Source organism: Marinomonas sp. SBI8L (assembly GCF_001624705.1).
Classification (GTDB): Bacteria; Pseudomonadota; Gammaproteobacteria; order Pseudomonadales; family Marinomonadaceae; genus Marinomonas.
In genome coordinates this window covers 72,053-96,424 of record NZ_JSEO01000013.1, presented here as the reverse complement: position 1 = coordinate 96,424, position 24,372 = coordinate 72,053, and the positions used below count along the sequence as shown (strand labels likewise).

General features: G+C 40.9%; 22 protein-coding genes. 11 read left to right on the top strand and 11 right to left on the bottom strand.

The window, feature by feature from the left end:
* Positions 1 to 109: 109 nt before the first annotated feature.
* The 4 genes from OA91_RS18380 to OA91_RS18365 all read right to left on the bottom strand — a co-directional run bounded on the left by OA91_RS18380 (position 110) and on the right by OA91_RS18365 (position 4,082).
* A complete protein-coding gene (locus OA91_RS18380; protein WP_063339411.1) occupies positions 110 to 1,387 on the bottom strand; it encodes a GGDEF domain-containing response regulator in 1,278 nt (425 codons plus the stop codon).
* A gap of 224 nt (positions 1,388 to 1,611) precedes the next feature.
* A complete protein-coding gene (locus tag OA91_RS18375) occupies positions 1,612 to 2,757 on the bottom strand; it encodes a TauD/TfdA family dioxygenase (RefSeq protein WP_082828004.1) in 1,146 nt (381 codons plus the stop codon).
* 298 nt (positions 2,758 to 3,055) lie between these two features.
* A complete protein-coding gene (gene map, locus OA91_RS18370) occupies positions 3,056 to 3,829 on the bottom strand; it encodes a type I methionyl aminopeptidase (protein WP_063339410.1) in 774 nt (257 codons plus the stop codon).
* A 22-nt stretch (positions 3,830 to 3,851) separates the two neighbouring features.
* Positions 3,852 to 4,082 (bottom strand): ParD-like family protein, encoded by a 231-nt coding sequence (locus OA91_RS18365; protein ID WP_046016007.1) that lies wholly within the window; start codon positions 4,080 to 4,082, stop codon positions 3,852 to 3,854.
* A gap of 493 nt (positions 4,083 to 4,575) precedes the next feature.
* Between OA91_RS18365 and bfr (OA91_RS18360) the strand changes: the two genes are divergently transcribed.
* Complete coding sequence (gene bfr, locus OA91_RS18360) at positions 4,576 to 5,040, top strand: bacterioferritin (protein WP_046016006.1); 465 nt, start codon at positions 4,576 to 4,578, stop codon at positions 5,038 to 5,040.
* Positions 5,041 to 5,054: 14 nt separating this feature from the next.
* Positions 5,055 to 5,522 carry a bacterioferritin gene (gene bfr, locus OA91_RS18355; protein WP_046016005.1) on the top strand — a complete coding sequence of 156 codons (468 nt, stop codon included), beginning with the start codon at positions 5,055 to 5,057 and terminating at the stop codon, positions 5,520 to 5,522.
* 124 nt (positions 5,523 to 5,646) lie between these two features.
* Here the strand turns inward: bfr (OA91_RS18355) and OA91_RS18350 are convergent, their stop codons facing one another.
* Positions 5,647 to 6,369, bottom strand: coding sequence for a 1-acylglycerol-3-phosphate O-acyltransferase (locus OA91_RS18350; protein WP_063339409.1), 723 nt, complete (start codon positions 6,367 to 6,369; stop codon positions 5,647 to 5,649).
* 325 nt (positions 6,370 to 6,694) lie between these two features.
* On the opposite strand from OA91_RS18350, the gene OA91_RS18345 reads away from it, so the two are divergent.
* From OA91_RS18345 to OA91_RS18330, 4 genes are all read left to right on the top strand, one after another.
* The gene (locus tag OA91_RS18345; RefSeq protein WP_082828003.1) at positions 6,695 to 8,389 is read left to right on the top strand and encodes a methyl-accepting chemotaxis protein; all 1,695 of its coding nucleotides are present in this window, start codon (positions 6,695 to 6,697) and stop codon (positions 8,387 to 8,389) included.
* 345 nt (positions 8,390 to 8,734) lie between these two features.
* Positions 8,735 to 10,312, top strand: a complete 1,578-nt coding sequence (locus tag OA91_RS18340; RefSeq protein WP_063339408.1) for an alkaline phosphatase — start codon at positions 8,735 to 8,737, stop codon at positions 10,310 to 10,312.
* A 218-nt stretch (positions 10,313 to 10,530) separates the two neighbouring features.
* Positions 10,531 to 11,607, top strand: a complete 1,077-nt coding sequence (locus OA91_RS18335; RefSeq protein WP_063339407.1) for a PfkB family carbohydrate kinase — start codon at positions 10,531 to 10,533, stop codon at positions 11,605 to 11,607.
* Entirely contained in the window at positions 11,604 to 12,518 is a 915-nt protein-coding gene (locus OA91_RS18330) for a pseudouridine-5'-phosphate glycosidase (RefSeq protein ID WP_063339406.1), read from the top strand. Before OA91_RS18335 ends, OA91_RS18330 begins: the two co-directional genes overlap by 4 nt.
* An 80-nt stretch (positions 12,519 to 12,598) precedes the next feature.
* Here OA91_RS18330 and rlmF read toward each other — a convergent pair whose 3' ends face one another.
* Positions 12,599 to 13,582, bottom strand: coding sequence for a 23S rRNA (adenine(1618)-N(6))-methyltransferase RlmF (gene rlmF, locus OA91_RS18325; protein WP_063339405.1), 984 nt, complete (start codon positions 13,580 to 13,582; stop codon positions 12,599 to 12,601).
* Positions 13,583 to 13,847: 265 nt separating this feature from the next.
* On the opposite strand from rlmF, the gene OA91_RS18320 reads away from it, so the two are divergent.
* Positions 13,848 to 14,261, top strand: coding sequence for a CBS domain-containing protein (locus tag OA91_RS18320; RefSeq protein ID WP_046015999.1), 414 nt, complete (start codon positions 13,848 to 13,850; stop codon positions 14,259 to 14,261).
* Positions 14,262 to 14,290: 29 nt separating this feature from the next.
* Here the strand turns inward: OA91_RS18320 and OA91_RS18315 are convergent, their stop codons facing one another.
* The 4 genes from OA91_RS18315 to OA91_RS18300 all read right to left on the bottom strand — a co-directional run bounded on the left by OA91_RS18315 (position 14,291) and on the right by OA91_RS18300 (position 19,269).
* Positions 14,291 to 14,641: a DUF6164 family protein gene (locus OA91_RS18315; protein ID WP_046016076.1), complete on the bottom strand. Its 351-nt coding sequence runs from the start codon at positions 14,639 to 14,641 to the stop codon at positions 14,291 to 14,293.
* Positions 14,642 to 14,785: 144 nt separating this feature from the next.
* A complete protein-coding gene (locus tag OA91_RS18310) occupies positions 14,786 to 16,258 on the bottom strand; it encodes a catalase (protein WP_063339404.1) in 1,473 nt (490 codons plus the stop codon).
* Positions 16,259 to 16,420: 162 nt separating this feature from the next.
* Positions 16,421 to 17,950: a malonate--CoA ligase gene (locus OA91_RS18305; RefSeq protein ID WP_063339465.1), complete on the bottom strand. Its 1,530-nt coding sequence runs from the start codon at positions 17,948 to 17,950 to the stop codon at positions 16,421 to 16,423.
* Positions 17,951 to 17,961: 11 nt separating this feature from the next.
* Entirely contained in the window at positions 17,962 to 19,269 is a 1,308-nt protein-coding gene (locus tag OA91_RS18300) for a malonyl-CoA decarboxylase (RefSeq protein WP_082828002.1), read from the bottom strand.
* Positions 19,270 to 19,526: 257 nt separating this feature from the next.
* On the opposite strand from OA91_RS18300, the gene OA91_RS18295 reads away from it, so the two are divergent.
* The 4 genes from OA91_RS18295 (at position 19,527) to OA91_RS18280 (ending at position 23,738) form a co-directional block, all read left to right on the top strand.
* Complete coding sequence (locus tag OA91_RS18295) at positions 19,527 to 20,018, top strand: NYN domain-containing protein (RefSeq protein ID WP_063339403.1); 492 nt, start codon at positions 19,527 to 19,529, stop codon at positions 20,016 to 20,018.
* Between the two features lie 102 nt (positions 20,019 to 20,120).
* Entirely contained in the window at positions 20,121 to 20,498 is a 378-nt protein-coding gene (locus OA91_RS18290) for a VOC family protein (RefSeq protein ID WP_046015988.1), read from the top strand.
* A gap of 174 nt (positions 20,499 to 20,672) precedes the next feature.
* Complete coding sequence (gene zapE, locus OA91_RS18285; RefSeq protein ID WP_063339402.1) at positions 20,673 to 21,872, top strand: cell division protein ZapE; 1,200 nt, start codon at positions 20,673 to 20,675, stop codon at positions 21,870 to 21,872.
* Between the two features lie 144 nt (positions 21,873 to 22,016).
* Positions 22,017 to 23,738 carry a lysophospholipid acyltransferase family protein gene (locus OA91_RS18280; protein ID WP_231870406.1) on the top strand — a complete coding sequence of 574 codons (1,722 nt, stop codon included), beginning with the start codon at positions 22,017 to 22,019 and terminating at the stop codon, positions 23,736 to 23,738.
* Between the two features lie 309 nt (positions 23,739 to 24,047).
* Here OA91_RS18280 and OA91_RS24745 read toward each other — a convergent pair whose 3' ends face one another.
* Positions 24,048 to 24,173 (bottom strand): hypothetical protein, encoded by a 126-nt coding sequence (locus OA91_RS24745; RefSeq protein ID WP_269447921.1) that lies wholly within the window; start codon positions 24,171 to 24,173, stop codon positions 24,048 to 24,050.
* Positions 24,174 to 24,372: the final 199 nt, after the last annotated feature.

The window sequence follows — 24,372 nt, the reverse complement described above, 5'->3', positions numbered from 1 at the left end:
GAGAACCTTATCAATAGAATCACTATTAAGTTGCGCTCCTCGCCATAAATCTAGCTGCTTTTATCCACACGCTGAGGCGGGAGGACTTATTCGCAGGTTCCTTAACCTTTTAACCGACACAAATTGTATTTTTACCCTCTTTTTTGGCCTGATAAAGTGCGGAATCAGCCACTTGGCACATTTGCGTAAAGTCCTGAAAATCGCAACACTTTGCCCAACCAGCACTAAAGCTCACATTGAATTGAATTTGATTATGATGAAATATGAGCTTAGAAAAACTTTCCCTAATCTCATTCATAAACTTAAGCTGCTGTTTATGGCTATCACTCTTTAATACCAACATAAACTCTTCACCACCGTAGCGGCCAATCTTGTCTGTTTTACTCAAACGACCTTTTAACAGCTGACTTAATGCAACAATCACCTTATCTCCCGCGGCATGACCGTAGGTATCATTCACAAATTTAAAGTTATCGAGATCAATCATCATGATGGAGGTAGACATTTGCGTCTGCCTAGAAAAATTAAAGGCCTTCAAAGCAGCTGCAACAATATTTTTATGGTTGAGAAGGCCAGTTAAACTATCTTGCATAGTCAGCCGCCGAATATTCAGACTGCGCTTTATACGGCTTTTGACTTGCAACACGATTGCCTCAATCGGTAGGTTTTTAGGTAATAGGTCATCACACTCACCCTTAATTGCCTCAAGCTTATTATCTAGCGAGTTATCCGAGCTCAAAAAGATAATAGGAACAGCACTAAAATGTTCAAATTGACGAATAATCCGTGCTAGCTCTATCCCAGTTACTTCAGGCATATTGATATCAAACATAAATAAATCGGGCTCAAATGACTGCATTTCCTTAATCAAAACAATAGGATTAGTTGTAGCAAAAACATCCAGCCCCTCATTTTCTAACGTTGATTTCAAATAGTTTAATACCGAAATTTGATCATCAACAATGCAAACCCTTGAGTTAGCACTCTTATCTAGTTTCAATTCTGTTCGTACATGATTTACCACCCGAGTAAGCTCAAGAGGCTTGACATAATGCTTTTTAAAGTGCGATCTCACACTCCTTAATCGACTATAAAAATCATCATGGGTTAAATATAAAAAGCAGGGGATTTTTTGCAGATACAAACATTCAGCCAAGGCGAATGCGTCTTCGTCTAGTCTATCTATAGCTGACTGGCCTATGATCACCAAGTCTGGTGTACGTTGCTGTATTTCAATATTCGCGACGTCAAACGAAGAAAACGCTTGAGCATCAAAGTTAAATTCCACAAGGGATTGGGCCAAACTTTGAGCTTCAGAAAAAATATTATCTATGATGGCAATAAAAGTAAGAGAGTCACTTACAGGTGAAGACGAGTCAATTTTCATTCAATGATCCTTTTGATAAACAAAACCATTCCCTATGTCTAAAAATATAGTCCTTCTATGCAGAACTGCAGAAAGTATTTAAAGATTAGTAAAATTTATAGCTTTGAGTATTTAAAAGAGAAAAAAACTGAATTGATTTACAAAAAATTTCACCCCAGTAGCGAAAAGAGCCACACCTTTATTATCTTAAAAGTGTGGCATATGGTGATTATTTCCAGACCTTTTTACTTAGAAAGTACCCTTAAACGGCTTTCAAACTCGCCCCTATCTACATAACAACCATGCAGATAACGCGCACCAGATTGAGGATCGAAGGCATCACGGCCATGTAGTACACGACGATTATCAAACACCACCATTTCCCCACCTTTAAGCATAACGGACACCTTATATTCTGGGTCCTTCGTCATTTTCATAAAGGTTTGATAAGCCCGATAGTAAGCGTGCATTAATTCAGGTGCGATATCCAAAGTGCTGGCTAAATGAGGGTTAAAACAAATTTCATTAACCTGCCCTTGATCATCAAGGTTGATAACGGCTTTACGACTACGTATGTCATAATCTTCGTCATGAAAACGACAAGGGATTTGGGTATTCACTAATAAATCAAAGGCGACGATATCCGCACGGCGTAAATCTTCTGCGACAGCAAAACCATCACAAAAAATAGAACCGCCCCCTTCTGCATCATTGGTCAAACAATGTAAGAATTGATAACCAGGCGGTAACTCCTGATTAGTTAGATCCGTATGTAATGGTAAAGCAATTGAAGTATAAGCAAGGTTATTTGGCTTAGGTTTTGATTTCACTTCAAACTCCACACCAAAGTTTGTCTCTCTTAAAAAGCCAACTTTTTGTGCCACCTGAGTACCCGCTTTAACATCATCAGCAAGTCCATCGACGATAGACAAACCATAGGCTTGGGTATCTCTTAACCAAGCAAGCAAGGCATTATCTTGCGTTAAAATGTCATTCGCATTAGAGCGAGGAATATCACCTCCTGTAAGATCACTACGCCACAAGGTCGCATCACTTAAAGCAGGATCAGGTACGGTTTTACCTGGCTGATTCGCAAATAACCAAGCCAAACTAAATTCTGCGGTATAAGACTCCTCTAGCCAACTTAGACGTATATGTTCTTGGTCTAGCGCAAAATCACAAATATCATCGTCCAAATTAATGCTGGTTAAATCAAACTGTCGCTCTTTTGTGTCCGGATGAAAGCCTGCAGGGTCATTATCTCTCAGCCACACATAAGGGAAGTAGCTAGATTCAGTGTTTGTCCAGTGAATCACTAGCATACGAAGTGACGAGTCAAGTTGGGCTTTTAATACAGTAGGCACAGCATTATTAAATACAGAAGTCGGCATGAAGACACCATTCATAAAATTGATTAATTTGAAAAATAGAAAAGATTCGCACAGGGGCGAATAAAGCAAATTAATGCTGTGGGGAAGGCCACCAATCGCTGGCTTTAAGATGAGGATGGCCTGCTCGTTGGCCAATCACAGTGATCATATCAATCCATTACTCTGTAATAAGGTATCTAAGGTTTTGAATGTAAATTTTCCCTGTAAACAAGTCAATCCATTAACCTAGATGATTTCACTTTTATGGCTAAATAACGCATGTATCATAATGAAGAAGCAAAGCCCGTCGAAACAATGTCTAAATTGGCGCTTCATCCGCTCTTAATGTCAGTACTTCATAGCCAGTTTCCGTCACTAAAATAGTATGTTCCCACTGAGCAGAAAGCTTTTTATCTCTGGTGACGACAGTCCAACCATCTTTTTTCGTTTTCACCTTAGCCTGACCTTGGTTAATCATAGGCTCAATTGTGAATGTCATACCTGGCTCCAGTACCAACCCAGTGCCAGATTGACCATAATGTAATACCTGTGGTGCTTCATGCATTTCACGGCCAATACCATGGCCACAATATTCTTTGACGACAGAATAACCGGATGATTGCGCATGAGCTTGAATAGCAGCACCTATATCACCAAGACGAGCACCAGGTTTAACCTGACGAATACCAAAACAAAGGCATTCATAAGTCTTTTTAACCAAGGTTTTAGCTATAGAGCTAGCGTTAGGCATAAGGTACATCTTGCTAGAATCAGCAATAAAACCGTTCTTTTCTAAGGTCACATCAATATTGACTATATCGGCACCTTTTAAGCGATATGTACTTGGCACACCATGACACACCACCTCATTGACCGAAGCATTAAGACTAAACTGATAATCATATTGCCCTTTGCTTGCGGGTCGAGCAGCAAGCTCATTACGAATATAGCTTTCTACCTTTTGATCTATCTCTAGCGTCGTAGTTCCAACCTTTATATAGCCATCGAGCATATCAAATACCTTAGCTAACAGTTGGCCAGATTCACGCATCAGATTGATTTCTGCTTCAGACTTAATGATAGCTTTATCCATTTTTTATTCCTTATGAGTGCCTTTAAGTTAAAGCCCGCAACTGCGTTTCCTCTACTTGATCAGTTTGGCTGATCTCATCTTCTAGCTTCAGCTGCATCTGAATAATGTCATTAAAAGTTAAAGTTGGATTCATCTCAGCTAAACGCCCCATTTTTAACCAAAATTCAGCTTGCGAGTTGATTGACCGTGACATGACATTGCTCGTTTTACGAATTTCATCATGTAAAGGGTCCGAAATTTTTACTATTCCCATAATTTAAACCTTATACGATTTGATATATTTTATATATAAAACGAATCATAACGCTATATTTTATATTTAGATATAGTTTTGCCCTTTTCTATTCACCTAACAAGATAAGTTGCAAAAAAGTTAACCTTTTTGTAAATACTGAACTAATCTTAAATTACACAGCTTAGCTGGCGCGATTAAGCTTTTGAGTTTGCCAATGATCTAACAGGGAAAAATAAGAGCTTTAATCTTTGATATGGTTTCCTTAGTTCACCTCTTCTTGCACCCTATATCACTGATATAGGGTGCTTTTTTATATTAGGCTGACAAAATATTGGCAAACTAACTATCGTTCTCATTAACAACTGAGAGCTTGCCTCATAATGATAACGAAAATCATTCGTAAGAGATTGAAAAATAACGTTTTTTTATTAAATTTCACTTTCTTTATTTATATTTAGCACTATAATTGCGTACAAACTTTAAACAATCATATCTGTGTTGCGAGGGTATTATGCAAGGTAGCAAGCAGGTCATTACGGCCTTAAACAAAGTTCTTAAAACTGAGTTAACCTCGATTAACCAGTACTTTTTACATGCACGCATGTGCAAGAATTGGGGCTTAGACGCGCTTAATTCTAAAAACTACAAAAAATCGATTAAGGACATGAAACAATCTGATGACCTGATCGAACGTGTTCTTTTTCTAGAAGGTTTGCCTAATCTTCAACAACTAGGCCACCTAAATATTGGTGAAACACCGGTTGAGATTATTAGTTGCAACCTTAAGTTTCAAACAGAGCAAATTGCCGAGCTAAAAGATGCAATTGCCTTGTGCGAAAAAGAACAAGACTATATTAGCCGCGACTTATTAGAAGATATTCTTGAATATGAAGAAGAGCATTTAGACTGGCTTGAAACACAAGAATACCTTATTGCCAATACTGGCTTAGAAAACTACTTACAATCTCAAGTTTAACAAGGAGAGCTTAGATGAAAGGCAACCAACAGGTTATCGATGCACTAAATAAATTGCTTGCCAATGAGCTGACAGCAATGGATCAGTACTTCATTCACTCTCGTATGTATGATGATTGGGGTTTAAGTAAGCTGTATGAGCGCATTGATCACGAATTTGATGATGAAAAAGGCCATGCTGCCAAATTGATCGAACGCATTCTTTTCTTGGAAGGCACACCTAACCTAGTCACACGTGAAGCTATCCGTGTCGGTAAAGATGTACCAGAAATGCTAGAAAACGACCTTAAAGTCGAATATGAAGTAGCAGCCATGCTAAAAGAAACCATCAAGATCTGTGAAGACGTACAAGACTATAACACGCGTGAAATGCTAGAAGTTTTACTGGATGACACAGAGATTGATCACGCTTACTGGCTAGAAAAGCAACTTGGGCTTATCAAGATGCTTGGTTTACCAAACTACCTTCAGTCGCAAATGTAAGCTGAAAGTTCGTCTTTTTTAGCGATTAGACAATAAAAAGCCACCTTACGACCTAGATTCATAAGGTGGCTTTTTTATGTCTAGTTTTATATCAAATTCTTAGCCGCGTTTCTAATCGATTTCCCTAAATAGGACGGCCTAAAAGGCGATTTAATTCTTGATGTTTTTGTGACATAAGCTCAGCGCATTTTGACATCAATGCAGGCACATCCCTTTCGGTTAACCCTTTAGTCGAAATAGGCGTCAACATCTCAACCAATACCTTGCCATTATTCCAGCGATGCCAATTCACTTGTTTATGAGTATTACTACACACCACAGGAACGATAGGAACCCCAGCTTGAATAGCAGCATGAAAAGCCCCTGCTTTAAAAGGTAAGAAACCACGCCCTCGACTCCTTGAGCCTTCTGGAAACATCCATATGGATAAACCTGTTTGGCGCATTTTATCCACCACTTGATCTATTGTGGCAATAGCCTCTTTACGGTTTGATCGATTGAGCAAGAAATTCCCAGTAATCCAATATAAAAGACCAAAGATAGGAATCCAAACAATACTTTTTTTACCAATCGTGACGGTTCTTTTAGGGACGGCATGCACCAGAGTAAAGAGGTCAAAGTTGTTTTGATGATTTGCAATATAAACGGCTTGTCCTACACTTTCAGCAACTTGGTCTTTAATAACATTAACCTTCAAACCAAAGACACGGCTCGCTTGATGGAACCACTTAGTGACAAGGTAGACCCTGTTTTTAGACTGATAATAGAAAGGAAATACCAATAGACCGTATAAAGTCACAGCCAATAATAATAGAGTGAGTAGAACCACTCTAGTAAGAAATAACATAAAACAACCTAATTAAACTATTAATACATTATAGCGTCATTCAGTTTTATAAATAAGTTTAATTGAATATTAACTAATAAAAAGTACAGGTTTGACACAAAAATAACACAAACTTGCATTAAACCTACCTTTCGCAATAAAAAGGTACATAAGATTTCAAACTCAAAAAAAAATACAATTATACTTATGACTTAATCATGGACATGGAGTTATGATTATTAACATAGTATTAATCATTTTTAGATGAAGTCTAAAATTCTATTATCAGTTATTTTTTTACAAAACCTTTAAGAAGTAAATCAATAATCTAATTGAGATATTAACCATGCTTAAACACATTAAAGTTGTTCATAAAATCTATTTTTTAGGTGCTTCTTTGTTAAGTCTTCTAATCTTAGTGGGTATGATTGGATTAACTCAGATGCAAAAAATCGGCTATGAAATAACGGATATCGCCGAAATTGATATCCCTTTAAACAACCTAATGACACAAATAACTGAGCACCAATTAGCTCAAGTAATCGAATTAGAAAGGTCTGTTTTATATGGTGTTCTAATCGAAACAAACACAGGTGATTATAAAAAAGACAGAGACAAGCACATCAAAAAGATGAAAGACATTTCTAAAAAGATTGAAAAAGAAATTGTCGAAGCTGAAGAACTAGTTGATAAAGCTCTGACTATCGCTCACTCAGAAGAAGCGATTAAAAAGCTTGAATCAATTGCAGTTACCCTAAAGAACATTGAAAAACACTTCTTACAAACAGAGAAAGAATCTTTCCAAGTTGCTGACTTATTGGTCGCTCATAAAATGAAGGAAGCCTTAACTCTTCTGCCCACCTTAGAAAAACATCAGGATGAACTTGATCAAGAACTTGTTGGTGTATTAGCTGATATTCAAGCTTTCACAGCTAAATCTGCATTAAAAGCCGAACATGACGAAATTGAAGCCATCAAGATGATCACGGTGGCATTAATCACGTCAATTATCTTTGCGATGTTAGTATCGATTACTATTTGCCGATCTATTACTAAGCCGATTGCACTGCTGCAATCACGCTTAAGCGAAATATCGACAGGTGATGGCGATTTAACATTACGCATCAATAATCAAAATAAAGATGAGATAGGGATGCTTTCCAACTCATTTGATAACTTTATTAGTAGTCTTGCTGACACAATCGGAAGGATTGCAGCTTCTTCAACAACACTTTCAAACTCTTCAAGTACGGCTTTGACCATAATGGAAGAGACCATGGAAGCTATTCAAAGACAACAAGGTGAAACAAGTATTGTCTCTGGTGCTATCTCTGAAATGAACACCGCAACACAAGAAGTTTCTGTTAATACAGCATCAGCAGCACAGATTGCAGAGAAAGTGAAAGAAAGTGTAGAAAAAGGAAAGCAGTCAGCAAATGAAACACAAGAAATCATTAGGGAAATGGCAGATGAAGTGACCCGCACTTCGAAGGACATAGAAACCCTCGCTAAAGAAACAGAAAGTATTGGTACTGTATTAGATGCCATTAGAGGTATTGCAGAGCAAACTAACCTACTCGCTCTAAATGCTGCCATAGAGGCAGCCCGTGCAGGTGAGACGGGTCGAGGCTTTGCGGTTGTTGCCGATGAGGTTCGCTCTTTAGCGCAAAGGACACAAGAATCAACGGTAGACATTCAAGAGTTGGTTGAAAAGCTTCAACGTGAAGCAAGCCAGGCGGTTGCTAGTATGCAAAATGGCAATACCACCACAGAAGCTTGCTTAGCGAAAAGCACTGAAACCAGCCATTCATTTGAAGAAGCGTATGAAGCTGTTAGTCAGATTTCTGATTTAAATACACAGATTGCAGCCGCTGTTGAAGAACAATCTCAGGTTTCTGCTGAAATTACTAATAACTTGAATACTATTCAAGAAATTGCATTAAGCACAACCAAAGGCGCCGAGCATACAGCAGAGGCGAACCAACAAATATCTAACCAAGTGATTGAACTAAATAATAATATTCACCAATTTAAAATTTAGTTCCTCTTACTACTCGAAGGTAAAATAGAAGCCAGCTATGTTTTGCATAGCTGGTTTTTTTATACTCTGCTTACCATTTCCTTTCTTACATCGCTTTTTAACTTCGGCTTTATCACCATAAAGTATCTAATTACGTCAATATGTTGCAGTATTGTGACAGCAACGACATAGATACTATTTATATCAAACGTCTTTGTTATGTAATAGAAGTGACATCTTTTGCGGTTTAAATAGCTTCGCTATTGAATGCAGCAAGATGCTAACCAAGAAAAGCGTTACCTGATATTCAATAAGCGTCATACAAAATAATCATAAAAAACAATCAAACGTTTGTAAGAGGGATATATGAATAAGCTCAGTAAAGCACTATTAACCGGAACATTAATAGCTAGTTTACCTATGACATCTGTCGCATCAGAGATCAAAAATGTGATCTTGATGATAGGCGATGGCATGGGGCCGCAACAGGTAGGTTTATTAGAAACCTATGCCAAACATGCGCCAAACTCCATTTATAAGGGACGTACAACCTCCCTAGCTCAATTAGCAAAAGAAGGCGTTATCGGCGCTTCGTTAACTAACCCAAGTGATGCCATAGTCGTTGACTCAGCCTGCTCAGCTACTCAACTTGCTACCGGCATCTACACAGGTTCAGAAGTGATAGGGATAGATGAAGACGGTAACCATGTTGAAACCATTCTAGAAAAAGCTCAGCGTCTTGGTAAAGCGACAGGGCTTATTTCAGACACTCGTCTTACTCATGCGACACCTGCTGCATTCGCAGCACACCAGCCCCATAGATCACTTGAAAATGACATTGCTGTCGACATGCTAGAAACAGGCGTAGATGTCATGCTATCTGGTGGATTAAGAAACTTTATTCCAAAGTCCACCAATGATAAGGGTGCGGTTTATAACGAATTGAAAGACATAACAGAAGGTAGTGTTTATCTAAAGTCTAAACGTAAAGATGAACGTAACCTACTAGTTGAAGCCGAGGATGCAGGTTATGACCTTGCCTTTAACCGTACACAATTAAATGCTCAAACAGGTGATAAACTACTAGGACTATTTGCTTATTCAGGCATGGCGGATGGTACTGAGCACCGTCTAAACAAGGATTCCGCGGAACGAACACAACCCACTCTAAAAGAAATGACAGAAAAAGCCCTATCTGTATTAGAAAAAGATGAAGACGGCTTCTTCCTCATGATTGAAGGTGGGCAAATAGACTGGGCAGGCCACTCAAATGATGCAGGTTCCATGCTCAATGAGTTAGTAAAATTTGATGAAGCTGTCGGCAGTGTTTACCAATGGGCTGCAGGACGTGATGATACACTCATCATAGTCACGGCAGACCATGAAACAGGCTCATTCGGATTTAGTTACTCCTCTGAGAACTTACCAGAAGCACAAAAACGATCAGGTAAAGCTTTTGAGAATCAAGACTACAAGCCTAACTTCAACTTTGGTGACTTTGATATTCTAGATGCGCTTTATAATCAAAAAATGAGTTTCTATGCTATGACTAGCAAGTTTGGAAAGCTGGATAAAGCAGAGCAAACACCTGCAAATTTGGCTAAGATTGTTAACGCTAATTCGGACTTCAAAATTAACGAAGCACAAGCAAAGCGCATTCTTATGGATAAGGAAAACCCTTACCATTCAGAAGGCCACAAGTATTTGTCAGCCAAGACAGTCCCTGCTATTACTGATTTCGATGCCTTCTTCCCTTACAACGATAGAGGCAACCTAATCGGTCGTGAGCTTGCTACCTCGCAAAACATTGTTTGGGGCACAGGGACTCACACAGCAGTGCCAGTGAATGTCTTCGCTTGGGGGCCTGCAAATAAAGTGCTACCTGTTTCTTCTATCATGCATCACTCTGAACTGGGCCAGTACATGAAGAATCAGATCAACTAAGCTTTTGGTTGCTAAGAGGCTTCACCCTCAGCACCATAAAAAAAGTCAACTTAGGTTGGCTTTTTTTATGGCTGAATGAGCATTTTATTAGCTAAATCAATAACAAAAGCTGTAACAAAACTATGTTAGTAAATCATATAAGCCTTGCTATTAAGGTTAAAGCTCGTTAGATTTATAATCATTGTTAATCATATAAACTTTTGTTAGCGAGATACTTTATGTCTGAACAAGAAAACAGAGTATTAATGGCTGTCAAAAAGAGCCCATTAGCCTCTCAACAAGAGCTTGCTAATCAGCTTGGCATGAGCCGTGAATCAGTGGCAGGTCACATAATGCGACTCACCAATAAAGGCTTCATTTTAGGCAAAGGCTATATCGTTCCTAAAGATAACAACATCGTTGTTATCGGTGGTTGCAACTTAGATATTTGCGGCCGTTCATTGACAGAGCTACGGCTTGAAGATTCAAACCTTGGCCAGATACACCAAAGCCCAGGTGGAGTAGGCCGAAACATAGCTGAGAACTTATCTCGCCTTGGGCAAGATGTCTCACTTGTCAGTGCGATTGGCCAAGATAAGTCAGGTGATTGGTTATTAGAACAATGCCGTTCTAGTGGTATCAATATGGATGCTGTCATTCGCCATCCTGATTTTAGTACCAGTACCTACTTAGCCATCAATGACCCTCAAGGTCAGCTTGTAGCCGCTGTATCTGATATGGAAATTATCGACACCTTAGATGGTGCTCAGTTAAGTAACAAACAGTCTTTGTTACTGTCAGCTCAGACACTCTTACTTGAAGCAAACTTAAGTGAATCCTGCATTAGTTGGTTAGCTCAGCTTAATTGCCAGGGCAAACTTTATGCGGATGCGGTTTCAGTACAAAAATCGATTCGCCTTAAGCCAATACTAAAAAGGCTGACGGGATTAAAGGTTAACCGTGACGAAGCAAAAGCCATCACAGGATTAACAGAAGCCCACGACTCAGCACTCATTCATGCACTTCTCTCGTTGGGTGTAAAAAACATTTTGCTTAGCCTTGGCTCTGAAGGTGTGATCTTTGCGAATGCTCATCAAAGCGTGTCTTATGGCGTATTTGAAATTGATGCAGTGAGTGACACAGGTGCAGGCGACGCGCTATTTGCAGGCTTTATTCACGCAGAGCTTAACGGATGGCCAATTGATAAGGCATTAGAGTTTGCCAGTGCATGCTCAGCCATGACACTAGAATCAGATGCCGCCAACAACCCAAATATTAGTCAAAAAAATATTGAAAAATGGATAGCCAAGAAATGAAACAGTATCTAGATATCAGCCCAGAAGTAACAGAAGCTCTTGCCAACAACAAGCCTGTTGTCGCCTTAGAAAGTACCATTATTTCACATGGTATGCCTTGGCCTCAAAATGCTGAAACAGCAAAAAAAGTAGAGCAGATCATTCGTGATAATGGCGCAGTACCAGCCACCATTGCAATTCTAGATGGTCGTTTAAAAGCAGGCCTTAGCCATGAAGAAATAGACACACTAGGTCAAGCAGGCCTTTCTGTTATCAAATGCTCTCGCCGTGATTTACCTTTTGTTGTAGCAACTAAGCAACATGGTGCAACCACAGTAGCAGCAACCATGATAGTTGCTGCAATGGCTGGCATTAAAGTCTTTGCGACAGGCGGTATTGGTGGCGTTCACAGAGGCGCTGAAACCAGTTTTGATATTTCTGCTGACTTGCAAGAACTTGCTAAAACCAATGTTGCTGTTGTCTGCGCTGGCGCGAAATCTATTCTGGACCTTGGTCTTACCCGTGAGTACTTAGAAACTCAGGGTGTCCCTGTACTAGGTTTTAACACAGATAAACTGCCTGCATTCTATACCCGTGAAAGTGATCACACAGTAGATTACAACCTTAGCAGCGCAACTCAGATTGCCGATTTCCTAAAAGCAAAATGGGATATGAAGCTAGAAGGTGGTGTGGTTGTCACTAACCCGATTCCACATGAGTTTGCTATGGATAAAGCGGCGATTGATCAAGCGGTTGAACAAGCTTTAGCAGAGTCTGTAGAACAAAACATCGGTGGTAAAGAATCAACACCTTTCCTACTAGCCCGTGTTGCTGAGTTAACGGGCGGTAACAGCTTAGCGAGTAATATAGAGCTCGTCTTTAACAATGCTAAACTTGCCTCTAAAATCGCTGCTGACCTGGTCACTGACTAAGTCATAAACGATCGTGTCAAAACTAAAAAGGCGCATCCTGCTATAGGATGCGCCTTTTTATTGGCTCTTAAACGGGTTGTTTATTTCCAGTAATTATCTGCCCAATAATCTCTTTGGTCTGGCATTAAGAAGGTCCAAGCGACAAACCGGCTAACCTTTTGACCTTGCGCCATTTCAACCGTTTTCACTTCCTTGGCACCCACCTGCTTTAGTTTGCGGTATATGCCAGATAAGTTTGCCTGTTTAGAGACTAAACTGGTAAACCAATAACATTGCTCACCAAAGTCGACACTTTGGGTAATCATGTCATTAATAAAGCGTTCTTCCCCACCTTCACACCAAAGCTCATTGTCTTGGCCGCCAAAGTTAAGGCCTTGCTTAGACGGTATTTTTTGCCCCTGATTTAAGCCTTTCCACTTACGCTGAGATTCAGCTTGCATCTTAGCATTAGAGCTATGAAAAGGAGGGTTACATAATGTCAGATCAAAGCGTTCATCTTGTTTCCAAATGCCTTCAAACATGAGCCTATTAGACGTCTGCAATCGACAATCTATATTGCCATTTAAGCAGGTATTTGAAGACACTATCGCGTTAGCTGTATCGATTGCGACCTTGTTAATGTCACTACCAACAAATTGCCACTGATATTCCCTATGACCAATAATAGGGTAAACACAGTTAGCACCAACACCAATATCCAAGGCTTTAATTCCCTTGCCTCTGGGAATGTCTCCTTGATTACTTGCAGCAAGCAGGTCTGCTAGATGGTGAATATAATCAGCACGCCCAGGAATAGGTGGACACAAGTAACCCTCAGGTATGTCCCAAAAGCTCACCCCGTAAAAGTGATTCAGAAGGGCTCGATTAAGTGCCTTTACCGCTTTTGCATCAGCAAAATCGATAGACTCATTACCAAACTTGTTGGTTCTGATAAAAGGTGCCAGTTCAGCACTAGAATCAGCTAGCAAGGCAAAGTCATACCTCGCCCTATGGGGGTTACGAGGATGTAACTCAAGCTTCTGATTACGTGAACCACGTTTTGGTTGATGTTTAGCTTTGGTCATAAAGGCATCAATAACAATAAGAAAGGCCTAGTATACCCCATCAATAGTCTCTCTGGCAGGTTATAAAAAATACTCGGTTTGAGCCCTGTCATTATATTCTCACCTCACTTTTACAAGGCTAAACAAGAGCAAGGCCTTAACAGTTAAAAACTATTAGCCTTATTTATAAAATTTTAGTTTTTGACAAGGCATTTTAAGCAGACACCCTCTAAACTTAGATTTAGGACAACTCTTACATATCAAGCTCTAAAAGGAGAAACAGTGTATGAAAGAGACATTGCAAATACGAGATATCATGTCTAGAGATGCTTATTATGTGACTCAACAGACCAGCATCAACGATCTAATACAAGGTCTTTCAAGTCATAAGTTATCGGGTGCCCCCGTGGCGGATAAGTACGGTAATCTAATTGGATTTGTATCAGAGCAGGATGTACTGCCACAACTTCTACAGAATGCCTATTATTGCAATCAGCCCAACTCTATCGAATCTGTCATGCAAACGGATGTGCTAACAGTGAAACCCACTGATACCGTCATGACCTTAGCTAAAATGATGTTAGATAGAAAACCGAAAGTTTATCCTGTCGTAGAAGACAGACGCATTATTGGCATAGTAACCAGGCATCAGATAGCGGTTGCCTTAATTGAAAGCCAAAAGAATTGTGTGCCTGTCTAGACCATCAAGGTCTTCTTGGCTTTAGGCAATCAAACTAGCCAAAAAGGCCAAAGGGTTAAGCCCAGTACAAAGACGATGGCAACTAGGGTAAAACCAAACTCAACCGGATTATGGCGGCATTGTCGCCATAAGGAAGGCAGCAGCCTCATATCAGGCATATTGGCTTGATAGGCTTCTCGCCTTTCCTTTTGATCCGCTTCAATTAACGCTCTAGCCTTGTCGAAATCTTCATTATTGCGAATCCAAATTGCCGCCAAGGAAATTTGCCAGCGACCTGCTGTGGTTTCATAAAACTCAATTTCATTCTCCATAAGCAACTGACGAATGTCATTCGCTTCATCCTCTTCCACATATTTTAGCGAGAAGATTATTTTGGCCATACTGGAGCTTCCTTCGAGTGTCTTTAAGGTGGCACATAATAAGCAAAAGCTTTTTATAAAGGTATCTTTTAGCTTAAACATTATTAAAAAAAGCCCATAGCCTAAAGGTTATGGGCTTTGCTTTTTCTTACTCGTCAACCTGATTTACTTTAGCAAGGCAGCAACAGCATCCGCATAAGCTTGATCCGCTTTGGCAAATTGCGCCAACATACGAGATTGAATCGACTCATTTGCCTGGGATAGACCACCAGCAATATTTTTTGCTAGCTGTGCTTTTTGATCATCACTCATCAAGCGGAATAAGTCCCCAGCTTGAGAGTAATAGTCTTCCTCATCTTGGCTGTGAGCACCTATCCAAGCATCTTCAAGCACTGGCATCATAGGCGCTTGTAAATTGGCATTTGGTTTAGGCTCATTAGCTCTGTCATTAGGGTAGAAGTTCACTTCAGGCTGTGACCCGTGACCATAAGGGCAAGCACTCGCCCCCGCATTGACGCCAGCAAACGCACCATCTCTTTGATAATGATTCACGGGGCATTTAGGGGCATTAACCGGAATATGACTTGCATGAGTCCCAACACGATATCTATGAGCATCTTGATAAGCTAACAGTCTTGCCTGTAGCATTTTATCTGGAGAGGCACCTATGCCAGGCACCAAATTACTTGGCGCAAAGGTCGCTTGCTCTGTCTCAGCAAAGTAGTTATCAACATTACGATTAAGCTCTAGCTTACCCACTTCGATCAAAGGCACATCAGCATGTGGCCATACCTTGGTTAGGTCAAAAGGGTTAATCGCAAAATTAGCCGCTTGGCTCTCTGTCATCACCTGTAACTTGACTGTCCAACTCGGGAAATCCCCCCTATCAATTGCTTCAACTAAATCCTGCTGAGCGCCATGGGCAGGCTTTAAAGCGGCCTCTTCTTCCGTTAATGTCTTCACCCCCTGATCTGTTTTCAAGTGCCACTTAACCCAAACTCGTTCCCCGTCTTGATTCCAAAAACTCAAAGTATGAGAACCAAAACCATGCATGTGTCTAAGGCTGGCTGGAATGCCTCGATCCGACATAAGAATGGTCATTTGGTGCAAAGATTGTGGGTGGTTCGCCCAGAACTCAAACATGTTTGCTGGGTTAGGTAAGTTGGTTCTGGCATCTTTTTTCTGAGAATGAATAAAGTCAGGAAACTTAATCGGATCATTTAGGAAAAAGATGGGGGTGTTATTCCCCACTAGGTCAAAGTTACCTTCTTGGGTATAAAACTTAACAGCAAAGCCTCTAGGATCACGTGCATAATCTGATGAGTCTTGACCACCGCCAACTGTCGAGAAACGAACAAAGACAGGCGTCTGTTGACCTTCGTTTTGCAAGAAGTTCGCTATCGTTAAATCCGCAAGGCTTTTCTTTAACGTGAAGGTACCATAGGCACCTGTGCCACGGGCATGTACGACACGTTCTGGTAATCTTTCACGGTTAAAGTGCGCTAGCTTTTCAAACAAATAATGATTGTCGAAAGTTAGCGGGCCACGGGCACCTACGCTAATACTGTTATTGTCATCTGCCACTGGCGCACCATTAGCAGAGGTTAGCTGTACATTTTGAGATTTATTATCTTGCATCTTGATTCCCACCTTATAGAAACGTTAATCCGCTGTAGCAAACCAGTTAAGCCCTGATACGCTGCGACAACTTCACTATAAGATGAGAGCAAAAATAGATAAAATTAATTATATAAATACATTCAATAGTAATTAACTAATGAGTTTACTAACAAACTTCCATTAACGCTGAGTTAAGGCAGATGAATATTCTGTTCTTAATTTTGCCTTTTGCACCTTGCCCATGGTGTTACGCGGTAACTCATCCACAAACAAGATAGATTTAGGTCGTTTATAGGCCGCCAAAGAGGCGCTACACAGGGCCCTGATTCCAGCTTCGTCATTATCCTCACCTTTAGCAACAACGATAGCCACAACCGCCTCACCAAAGTCAGCATGAGGCACACCAATCACAGCACTTTCAAGCACAGATGCATGCTCATCAATCACCAATTCAACTTCTTTAGGATAAACATTGTAGCCACCGGAAATGATCAGGTCTTTAGAGCGACCCACTATGGTCAAATAAGCGTCATCATCAAGGCAGCCAAGATCACCTGTGATAAACCAGCCATCAGATCTAAGCTCTTCGGCTGTTTTTTCTGGCATCTGCCAATAACCCGTAAATAAATTTGGGCCTCTTACTTCTATTTGCCCAACCTCACCACTAGACAAACTCAAACCTGTTTCTGGGTCTGTTATTTTGACTTCGACTCCAGGTAAAGCCAGTCCGACTGTGCCGGGGCGTCGCTCACCGTCATAAGGATTAGAAGTATTCATATTGGTTTCTGTCATACCATATCTTTCTAAGATGGCATGCCCTGTCTTTTGCTGCCAAACCTGATGCGTTTCCGCTAATAAAGGTGCAGAGCCAGAGACAAAAAGACGCATATTGGCGACTCTGTCTTTGGTTAATTCCGCATGCTTTAACAAGCGCACATAAAAGGTTGGAACCCCCATTAAGACACTCGCTTTAGGCAAACACGCTACTATCTCATCAAGGTCAAACCGGTTTAGGAAATACAAGGAAGAGCCAGCACACAAGGTAATATTTAAGGCAACAAATAAACCGTGAATGTGAAAGATAGGTAAAGCATGAATCAAACGATCTTGCGGGCTAAACTGCCAATGCTCAACCAAGGTAAGTGCGTTAGCGGCCAGTGCCCCGTGAGATAACATGGCACCTTTGGAACGGCCTGTCGTACCAGAAGTATACAAGATGGCGGCAAGATCATTTGCCTCTCTAGGCACGGCATCAAATCCTGCGCTTTCTAATTCCCTTTGCTCAAACAGGGAACCAGCCAAGCCTGAGGCATCAAGTGTCAATAATGTCTTTACCTTAGCATGGGACGCTATTGGGCCCATGTCCTGTTCAACGCCTTGGTCACAGACAAATACCTTAGGACTGGCATCCGTTAAAAAGTACTTAACCTCGGCTGCTGTATAGTCTGTATTTAAGGGGAGAAAAACACCGCCAGACAAAATACAGCCAAGGTACAGCTCAACAGTGGTGATGGACTTCCCCACCTGTACGGCAACCCTATCACCAGGCTCAACACCGGCTTTAATTAACGCCTTCGCTGTTTTTTCGGCATTGGCAAACAAGGTGGTATAAGTTACTTCTTCGCCCGATGTAAGATAGGCAAAGACAGCATCATCTTGCTTTAATGATGTCGAGCGCAAAATGCTTGCTAAGTAATTTGAATGATACAAGGTTCTCTCCATTAATCTGCTTTCCCTAAACGTTTCACCTCTGAAGACGCACTCACGATACCTTCACATAAGAAAGCCTCATGGTTTTTCTCGATATAATCGAGATCATACTCATAGTTCACCATCACACCCCAAGAGTTCGCTTGCCCTCGTTTAGATGGATCAGCCCAAACATTAATCTGCTGTAGTCTGGCACCATTTCCTAAATGGAAGTTAGATACGGGGTCATAAGGTCTGCCTTTTTTATTTTTCGCTTCTAATAAGAAACGCGCTGCCAAGTGAGAAACAGAAGCCTTTTGCTGTGTCATAAAATCAAGGTCAAACAGTGTTTCCTGCTGATCCAATGTCTCAATCAAATCTTTATATTGCTCAGTCAATTCATCATCAGAGTGAGCCCAGCGCCGTAAGCCAGGAACAGGCGACATGGTGACAAAACGCTTCAGCTCTGGCAGTTCACGTTTTAGCTCTTCCACCACCTGCTTAATTAGGAAGTTACCAAAGGAAATCCCTCTTAAACCTGCCTGACAATTTGAAATAGAGTAAAACACAGCCGTGCTTGCCTCTTGTGGCATCAAGCCCTCTCTTTCTTCCGCAAGGATAGCGCCTATGGTATCTGGCATGTCAGAGGTTAAAGCTACCTCAACAAAAATTAGAGGCTCGTCTACTAGTGATGGATGAAAGAAAGCATAAAGGCGTCTATCTTGCGCCGCGACTCGACGTCGTAAATCATCCCAACCCTGTATTTCATGCACGGCTTCATAGGCAATGATTTTTTCAAGAATATTGGCAGATGTAGACCAATCAATTCTTTCTAAACGTAAAAAACCTCGGTTAAACCAAGAAGAAAACAAGTGACGTATGTCTTTATCTAAGGCCGCTAAAGCTGGCTCTTTTTTCATATGTCGAATCAGGTCTTCACGCATACCCACTAAGGCGGCTGTCCCTCCTGGGGCAAGATTTAAGCGTCTGACTAATTCTTGTGATCTTGGCTCTGAAGCAAAATGAATATTGCGGGTGCGCTCATCATCTGGAGTCTCTTGCCAAGCATCAAGCGCCGCTTTCAAGGCGGCTTGATCAACACCAAACTCTTGGCAAATTGCTTGAAAGAAAGCCAGCTTTTGCGCTTGGTCTAATGTTTTGAAGTCATCCAAAATTTCTTTGGAACGGGCAAGTCCTGTGGCTTCCCCTAAGTTTGATAGCAGGGCTTCACATTTTTGTGTGAGTGTTTGCTCACTGGTCTGATTACTGTCTAACATGGCACTGCCGATTTCAGTCACTCTCGAGACTAAATCTTCAATCATATTGCTCCAACGTGGCATAGGCCCTACCCCTTTTTCAAACGTTTTATCACCAAACCTAAGTCTAACGGATTGTATCGCTATAGAGGCTGAGAATTAGCCATTCTTTAGAAATATTGGTTATCACTCTTATAACTTGGTAAAAAAGTAAGTTTAAAAGGTTTCAGTTTTTCTGAGTTTTCCTAACTAACCTCTTGTTATAACCAGTAATTTCACGGGCATATTAGTGAAACTTAATTAGGGTTATACTCATTATTCTTCTATTGAGATAAACAAGGTTGCTTGTGACAAACTCAACAAAAAAAATTGCCATCTTTGTCGATGTCCAAAACATCTATTACACCTCAAGGCATACTTTTGCGAAGCACTTTCATTACCAAAAATTTTGGGATGAGATAGCCGCCCAAGGTGATATTGTTGCAGCCTATGCCTATGCCATAGACAGGGGCGATACCAAGCAAGCTCAGTTCCAACAAATTCTTCGTGGTATTGGGTTCGAAGTAAAATTAAAGCCCTTTATTCAACGCCGCGATGGTTCAGCCAAGGGAGATTGGGACGTAGGTATTACCATCGATGTGCTCGCCGCTGCACCAGATGTCGATATTATTGTCTTAGCCTCTGGTGATGGAGATTTTGCCTTATTACTTGATGCTGCAAGAGAAAAGCATCAATGCCAAAGCCATGTTTATGGGGTTGATAAACTCACCGCAGCCGGCTTAATTGATGCTTGCGATTACTATCGCCAAATCAACAGCAGCCTCTTAATGTGAGAAGAAGGTAAGGCGAAAATCGATCTCGCTTCCTAACAAAATGGCCTATTATTGTAGAGAGTCACTCAGGCTTTGTTGCCGTATTTTATAGAGGTTTATCCTATGTCGAACCATGAAAAAATTAACTATGTCGAATTGCCTGCAAAGGATTTAGCCATAACAAAAACTTTTTTCTCGACGCTCTTTAATTGGTCTTTTACCGATTATGGCCCTGAATACACAGCTTTCTCTGATACCAGCGCTGGGTTAAATGGAGGCTTCTTTAGATCTGACCTTGCCAGCAACAGCCAACATGGCGGTGCCTTGATTGTGCTTTATAGTGAAGACTTAGAAGAGACGCTTGATAAAATACAAGCCTTTGAAGGCGGCAGCATCAATAAAGATATTTTTCATTTCCCTGGTGGCCGTCGTTTTCACTTTTTAGACCCTAATGGTAATGAGTTTGCGGTTTGGTCCGACATAGGTATCGAAGTCGCTTAACCCTAGTCACCAAATTAAGCCCTAATCTGATATCACTTATTCTGAACCTTGCTCATTAACACTTTATGAGCTGATTTCGCTCACTTGTCGATAAATACTTTAATCGGGTAAACTTCGCTTCCATTCAGGGATCCTGTCCCTCCTAGGAAACTGTTTCATCGACAAGAGAGCCTAATGACTGCCCCTAAACTTGCCTACCAAAACAAACTTCAACAAGCCGATTTCATTCTAGATGAAGCACAACAAGCGGCACTTGAAGCACTCGAAATACGCTATTGGCAGCTCAAAGAAGCAAAAGCTCAAGCACCCACAGGCACCAAATCAGAAGACTTGATGGCAAGTGAGGCTGAAGTCGATCAGGCAGAAACACAAAATACGCCAATTCAAGGCTTATATCTGTGGGGGGATGTGGGTCGAGGTAAAACCTTCTTGATGGATATTTTTTATCAAGGCTTACCCGAGCAAGGTAAGTTACGTTTGCATTTCCATCACTTTATGGCACAAGTTCATAAAGAAATGCGCGCGATTAGTGGCCAGTCGAATCCGTTACTTCAGGTTGCTGAGAAGCTGGCAAGACAATATCAGATAATTTGTTTTGATGAGTTTTTTGTTTCAGATATTGCTGACGCCATGATTCTTGGCCAGTTATTTAAAGGTTTGTTTGACCATGGCGTCACCTTAGTAGCAACGTCAAATATTCCTATCAATCGCCTGTATTGGGAAGGAGTACAACGACAACAGTTCGAACAAACGATCGACTTGCTAGAAAACCATTGTCAGCAAATAAACCTACGTGGCAGTGAAGATCACAGGTTACGCCATCTAGACCAAGCGCAGACCTATTTCGTCAAGGATGAGATCGACTTTTCAGCACTCTTTGCACAGCTCAATCAAAGCTCAGATTCCCTTGTTACCAAACAAGAAAGCATTAGTATCTGTAATAGAGATATTCCCACAATACAACATGCTAGCAAGCTAGTCTGGTTTGACTTTAATAGCCTGTGTAATAGCCCGAGATCACAGCTAGATTATATTGAAATCGCCGCTCAGTTTGACACTATAATGCTCTCTGGTGTGCCAGCCCTTGGCGGTGAAGTTAGCGAACAAATTAAAGCCAGAGGCACAGAAGATGGCAGTTTCGAGCCTAACCAGACCAGTGAAAGAAAGATTTCTTTTGCGCCAGAAGATGACTCTGCCCGCCGCTTTATCAGCCTAATTGATGAGCTTTATGACTGTCATAAAACCCTTTATTTAATGGCCGATGTTCCATTAGATGAGCTTTATCATGGTGGTGCTTTAAGCTTCGAGTTCCGTCGCGCCATTAGCCGTCTGGTCGAGATGCAAAGCAAGCAATACCTTTCTAATCAAACATAGATCAGACAGAGAAGCCTTACCCTTTTCCATGGAGCAGACAAGTTTGAGTCTGCTCTGTGACATAATTTAGCCATTAAACTGACACATTTTTGTCATCACCCACCGCTAGCCTAAAGATTCGTCTTTTTCGATAGTGCTAGGAGCATGACAGTGATTCAAGTTGAACAGATTTTAGAAACAAGAAATCCTTACTTGTTATCTAAGTCCCCTTTACTGAAAAGTTCAGCGGTCAGTATTTTGAAACAACTGCTCCATCAAGATGAAGTCAACGCCTTTCTCGATGAACACAAAGAGGCTTCGGGTTTTGAGTTTATCGATAAGGTACTAGAGCACTTTAATTTTGCTTATCAAGTTAGCCAATTAGATAGACCAAATATTCCAGCAACTGGCAGAGTACTTATCATAGCGAACCATCCTCTGGGTGCATTAGATGGCTTAGCCTTGGTTAAACTGATTAGCGAAATCAGACCTGATGTCAAAATCATTGCCAATGACTTATTAGCTGAATTTGATTCATTAAAACCTTTGGTTTTACCTGTGAATAACATGGAAGGCAAAGCGGGCCGCAAACAAATCCAAGAGATAATGCAGAGCCTACATAACGATGAAGCTGTCATTATGTTCCCCGCAGGAGAAGTGTCGCGTTTATCAGGTCGAGGTATTCATGACACCAAGTGGAATCAGAGCTATTTAAAGTTAGCACAAAAGACCAACAGCCCTATCTTACCGGTTCATATCAGCGGCCGTAACTCATTCTTGTTTTATACCAGTTCATTGCTTTATCGGCCTTTATCTACCATACAGCTGGCAAATGAAATGTTTAAACAGCAAGATCGCAGCATTAATTTCAAAATAGGCCAAGCAATCGAGATACAGCAGCTCGCTGGTATGCCTATCTCCAACAAAGAAAAGAACAAGCTGGTTAAGCGCCATTTATATCGTATCGCTAAAGGTAAAAAGCCTTTACTTCAAACTCAAAAAACCATCGCCCACCCTCAAAGCAGGCAGCAAATTAAGCAAGAGTTAAAGCAAGCAGAGCTACTGGGGAAAAGTAACGATGGTAAGCTTATTTACCTGTTTGATTACCACTCTCAGTCTGCCACCATGCAAGAAATTGGCAGACTCAGAGAGATATCTTTTCGCCAAGTTGGTGAAGGCACAGGCCAAGCCTACGACCTAGATAAGTATGATAAAATCTATCGTCATCTTGTTTTATGGGATGACGAAGAGTTGGAAATCGTCGGCGCTTATCGCATCGGCGAAACTGCGCGCTATTTAGAAGAAGGTTTAGAGTATGATATTTATAGCGCTGAGCTATTCAATTATGACAAAAAAATGGCCCCATATTTTGCCCAAGGCATAGAATTAGGTCGCAGCTTCGTACAGCCTAAATACTGGGGAAAACGCAGTTTAGATTACCTTTGGTATGGTATTGGTGCTTATTTAAATCGCCACCCCAATATACGTTATCTGTTTGGCCCTGTGAGCTTGAGTAACCATTACCCAGCTTTTGCTAAAGATCTAATCGTCAGCTTTTATCAGCGCCACTTTGCTGACAATGATAAGCTCGCGCACTCATTCACGCCCTACCACATCGGCAGTGAAAACAAGGCTGTCATAGAAGCTTTATTTAAAGGTGAATCTTACAAGGAAGATTTCACCACATTAAAAGAACAACTTAAGCACCTAAATGCCGTGGTACCTACTTTGTACAAGCAGTACAGTGAGATATGTGAAGAAGGTGGCGTCAGATTTCTAGATTTTGGTGTCGATGCTGAATTTGGTTATTGCATAGATGGGTTAGTATTAGTCGATATCAATATGATCAAAGCCAGTAAGAATCAGAGGTACAGAGGCGAAAAATAAACACCTACTGTGCCTTTAGGTCGGCCCGATATCTTGCTTCGGGCTGCTTTTTTGGGCCAACGCATCTTGCTCTGCTTTTTTAATCACACGCTTGTAGACCACATAAACAGCTAACTTAAGGAACCTGCGAATAAGTCCTCCCGCCTCAGCGTGTGGATAAAAGCCGCTAGATTTATGGCGAGGAGCGCAACTTAATAGTGATTCTATTGATAAGGTCCTCAACATAGAGATAGGGCTTTTAGACCACGCCCTTCGGGTCTTTCAGAAAAAGTAACACCCTGTGTTGTCACTTCTCGAAAGGTACTTACATTACTTCAAAGTAACGCCTTGTGTGATACGTTTTCTGAAAAGACTGAGAAGAGGTGACTTAATCGCAGGTTCCTTAATAACAATTAAAACAGCCACAACAATATAAGCAATCGTTTCAGGGTCCATGACCATCTCCTCTAAACAGATGCCTCAAACATAAAATATATTTATCTTTGAAACATTGACCTATAACAGACAAAGCTAATATAAACCTATCAGTTACTGAACCGGGTTAAAATAATACGCACTAAACTGACACGAATTACCGAATCATTACGTATCTTAAAGTTATTCGATATCAGCATACTTGTTATGATTAGAGCTT

Excerpts from the sequence above, each read along its gene's own strand:
- OA91_RS18380 (WP_063339411.1), bottom strand. The coding sequence starts at position 1,387 with ATGAAAATTGACTCGTCTTCACCTGTAAGTGACTCTCTTACTTTTATT.
- OA91_RS18375 (WP_082828004.1), bottom strand. The coding sequence starts at position 2,757 with ATGCCGACTTCTGTATTTAATAATGCTGTGCCTACTGTATTAAAAGCC.
- map (WP_063339410.1), bottom strand. The coding sequence starts at position 3,829 with ATGGATAAAGCTATCATTAAGTCTGAAGCAGAAATCAATCTGATGCGT.
- OA91_RS18365 (WP_046016007.1), bottom strand. The coding sequence starts at position 4,082 with ATGGGAATAGTAAAAATTTCGGACCCTTTACATGATGAAATTCGTAAA.
- bfr (WP_046016006.1), top strand. The coding sequence starts at position 4,576 with ATGCAAGGTAGCAAGCAGGTCATTACGGCCTTAAACAAAGTTCTTAAA.
- bfr (WP_046016005.1), top strand. The coding sequence starts at position 5,055 with ATGAAAGGCAACCAACAGGTTATCGATGCACTAAATAAATTGCTTGCC.
- OA91_RS18350 (WP_063339409.1), bottom strand. The coding sequence starts at position 6,369 with ATGTTATTTCTTACTAGAGTGGTTCTACTCACTCTATTATTATTGGCT.
- OA91_RS18345 (WP_082828003.1), top strand. The coding sequence starts at position 6,695 with ATGCTTAAACACATTAAAGTTGTTCATAAAATCTATTTTTTAGGTGCT.
- OA91_RS18340 (WP_063339408.1), top strand. The coding sequence starts at position 8,735 with ATGAATAAGCTCAGTAAAGCACTATTAACCGGAACATTAATAGCTAGT.
- OA91_RS18335 (WP_063339407.1), top strand. The coding sequence starts at position 10,531 with ATGTCTGAACAAGAAAACAGAGTATTAATGGCTGTCAAAAAGAGCCCA.
- OA91_RS18330 (WP_063339406.1), top strand. The coding sequence starts at position 11,604 with ATGAAACAGTATCTAGATATCAGCCCAGAAGTAACAGAAGCTCTTGCC.
- rlmF (WP_063339405.1), bottom strand. The coding sequence starts at position 13,582 with ATGACCAAAGCTAAACATCAACCAAAACGTGGTTCACGTAATCAGAAG.
- OA91_RS18320 (WP_046015999.1), top strand. The coding sequence starts at position 13,848 with ATGAAAGAGACATTGCAAATACGAGATATCATGTCTAGAGATGCTTAT.
- OA91_RS18315 (WP_046016076.1), bottom strand. The coding sequence starts at position 14,641 with ATGGCCAAAATAATCTTCTCGCTAAAATATGTGGAAGAGGATGAAGCG.
- OA91_RS18310 (WP_063339404.1), bottom strand. The coding sequence starts at position 16,258 with ATGCAAGATAATAAATCTCAAAATGTACAGCTAACCTCTGCTAATGGT.
- OA91_RS18300 (WP_082828002.1), bottom strand. The coding sequence starts at position 19,269 with ATGCCACGTTGGAGCAATATGATTGAAGATTTAGTCTCGAGAGTGACT.
- OA91_RS18290 (WP_046015988.1), top strand. The coding sequence starts at position 20,121 with ATGTCGAACCATGAAAAAATTAACTATGTCGAATTGCCTGCAAAGGAT.
- zapE (WP_063339402.1), top strand. The coding sequence starts at position 20,673 with ATGACTGCCCCTAAACTTGCCTACCAAAACAAACTTCAACAAGCCGAT.
- OA91_RS18280 (WP_231870406.1), top strand. The coding sequence starts at position 22,017 with ATGACAGTGATTCAAGTTGAACAGATTTTAGAAACAAGAAATCCTTAC.
- OA91_RS24745 (WP_269447921.1), bottom strand. The coding sequence starts at position 24,173 with ATGGACCCTGAAACGATTGCTTATATTGTTGTGGCTGTTTTAATTGTT.